Origin of the sequence: Pseudoalteromonas sp. MER144-MNA-CIBAN-0113 (genome assembly GCF_040308965.1) — a bacterium.
Classification (GTDB): domain Bacteria; phylum Pseudomonadota; class Gammaproteobacteria; order Enterobacterales; family Alteromonadaceae; genus Pseudoalteromonas; species Pseudoalteromonas tetraodonis.
The window spans coordinates 1-251 of sequence record NZ_JBEOOG010000491.1; the positions used below are offsets into that span (position 1 = coordinate 1).

The 251-nt window shown below is 41.0% G+C and carries 1 protein-coding gene; it reads left to right on the top strand.

Annotated features, from left to right (window positions below):
• The coding region (locus AAEY57_RS20635) for an ATP-binding cassette domain-containing protein (protein WP_350608741.1) at positions 1-251 on the top strand (251 nt) is incomplete at both ends.

Here is a 251-nt window from a genome sequence, read left to right on the forward strand (position 1 = left end):
AAGCTAAGCAAGGGTCTATTTTTATAGACGGTAAATTAGTGAGTGATGAGCAATCTTTTGTCTCACCTGAGCATCGTAACATCGGCATGATGTTTCAAGACTATGCGTTGTTTCCGCATTTAACGGTGGCAAATAATATCGCATTTGGGCTTAGTAAAATGAGTAAAGCTCAAAAGCAGCAACGCGTTGATGAAATGCTTAAGCTGGTACATTTAATTGGCTGTGCTGACAGGTTCCCGCATCAGTTATCG